General features: G+C 69.1%; 2 protein-coding genes. Both read right to left on the bottom strand.

What is annotated here, in order from left to right:
* Nucleotides 1–444: pyridoxal-phosphate dependent enzyme (locus TVH25_RS21205; RefSeq protein WP_422425403.1), on the bottom strand; the 444-nt coding region annotated here is incomplete at its 3' end.
* A 127-nt stretch (nucleotides 445–571) separates the two neighbouring features.
* A partial coding sequence (locus TVH25_RS21200; RefSeq protein WP_422425402.1) for a pyruvate dehydrogenase occupies nucleotides 572–2,264 on the bottom strand: 1,693 nt, incomplete at its 5' end.

Genomic DNA, 2,264 nt, shown 5'->3' with positions numbered 1-2,264 from the left:
GGGGGGTCCCAGCGGGGCGCGGGCCGGCGCCACCTCGGGGGGGGCGGGGGGGGCCCCGGCGTCGAAGGTGTCGCCGACACCGATGAGCTCGACGAAATCACCACCGTGCGCACGGATACGGTCGCGCTTCTGCTTCGGGGTGCGCGTCGGAACGTAGATACGGCCGGTGATTCCCATCGCGCGGCAGGCGTATGCCACACCCTGCGCATGGTTGCCGGCGCTCGCGGTGACCACCCCGGCCGCACGCTCGCTGGCGTCGAGTTGAGCCATTGCGTTGTAGGCGCCGCGCAACTTGAACGACCGCACCCGCGTGAGGTCCTCGCGTTTGAGGTAGACGTGGGCGCCGGTCAGCGCGGACAGACGGGGGTTCGGTTCGAGGGGGGTCGGGGCGACGACCGCGGAAATTCGCTCGGCAGCCGCATCGATGTCAGCCGCGCTGGGCACGGTCGTCTCGTGTGTCGGTTCTGCTGTTCGCGCGGTGGAGGTCACCGGTCAATGCTGCCACTACCTGTGGTTGCGCGACAACGCGGGACCCCCACCCGCGCCTCTCGGACGCCACGGGACGCCCCGGTCAGGAGCCGAACTGCGACGGCCTCGGCACGTTGCGAAGGTTCGACTTCGCGATCTGCACGGCTTCGCCCACTCCCCCGTTCATGACGACTTTCGACATGGCCAGGGCGAAGCCCTTGACCTGTTCTCCGGTGATCGTCGGCGGGAGCGACAACGCTCGTGGGTCGGTGACCACATCGATCAGCGCCGGTCCCGGCTGGGCGAACGCATCCCGCAGCGCGTGCTCCACGTCGCCCGGATCTTCCACGCGGCGGGTGAAGAACCCCAGCGCGTCGGCCACCTTCGCATAGTCCACCGCCGGGACGTCGACCCCGAAGTCCGCGAGACCGTCGACCAGCATTTCGAGTTTGACCATCCCGAGGGTCGAATTGTCGAACAAGACGATCTTGATGGGAAGCCGGTGCATCGCCACCGTTATCAGTTCCCCGAGCAGCATCGCCAGTCCGCCGTCGCCGCTCACGGACACGACCTGCCGTCCGGGTGCGGCGATCTGTGCGCCGATCGCGTGCGGCAATGAGTTGGCCATCGAACCGTGCAGGGCCGACGCCAGAAATCGCCGTCGGCCGTTCGGGTTCAGGTACCGGGCGGACCACGCGTTGCACATCCCGGTGTCCGCTGTGAACACCGCGTCGTCCGCTGCGACGTCGTCGAGGATCGAGGCCGCATACTCGGGATGGATGGGCTTTCGCTGGCCCACCGGTGTCGTGTACGCCCCGACGACTTTCTCCATCAGATCGCGATGCCGCTGGAGGGTGTGTTCCAGAAATCCCCGGTCGGTCTTGCGCTGGATCAGGGGTTGCAGGGCACGCATGGTTGCGGCCGCGTCCCCGTGCACCGCGAGCGAAAGCTCGGTGCGGCGGCCCAGCCTCGCGGCATCGATGTCGATCTGGGCGGTCCGGACATCGGGAAGGAACTGGTCGTACGGGAAATCGGTACCGATGAGCAGCAGCAGATCCGCACCGTGCATACCGTCGTGTGCGGCGCCGTATCCGAGCAGGCCGGTCATTCCCACGTCGAACGGGTTCTCGTACTGAATCCATTCCTTACCGCGCAGGCTGTGCCCGATCGGCGCCGCGACCGTATCGGCGAGCGCGAGCAACTCCTCGCGCGCTCCCCGCACCCCTTCGCCGGCAAAGATCGCGATCTTGTCCGCTGCGTTGACGGCCTCGGCGAGCGCATGGACGTCGGCGGGATCGGGAACGAGCGTGGGTGCGCCCGTGCGGACGAGGCGCGGTGCCGTACCAGCCGCAGGCAGCGCGGCGATGTCGCCGGGCAGGATCGCCACCGCCACACCCGGGGCTGCCAGGGCATGCGCCATCGCGCTGTGCACGACGCGCGGCGCTTGCGCGGCCGCGCCGATCAATTCGGTATAGGCCGAGCATTCGACGAACAACCGGTCAGGGTGGGTCTCCTGGAAATAGGCCGTTCCGATCTGCGTCGACGGGATGTGGGACGCGATCGCCAGGACAGGGGCGCCCGACCGGTGGGCGTCGTACAGCCCGTTGATCAGGTGGAGGTTTCCCGGACCGCAGGAACCTGCGCACACAGCCAGTTCACCGGTGATCTGCGCGTCGGCCGACGCCGCGAACGCGGCCGCCTCCTCGTGGCGCACGTGGATCCAGTCGATGCCCCCCCGGGCGGCGCCCCCCGGGCGGGGGCCCCCCAAGCCCCCCCGCTTGGGGGCGTGGGCCCCC

Source organism: Rhodococcus sp. 7Tela_A2 (assembly GCF_049311045.1).
GTDB lineage: Bacteria > Actinomycetota > Actinomycetes > Mycobacteriales > Mycobacteriaceae > Rhodococcus.
This window is presented reverse-complemented; position numbering and strand designations above follow the sequence as displayed.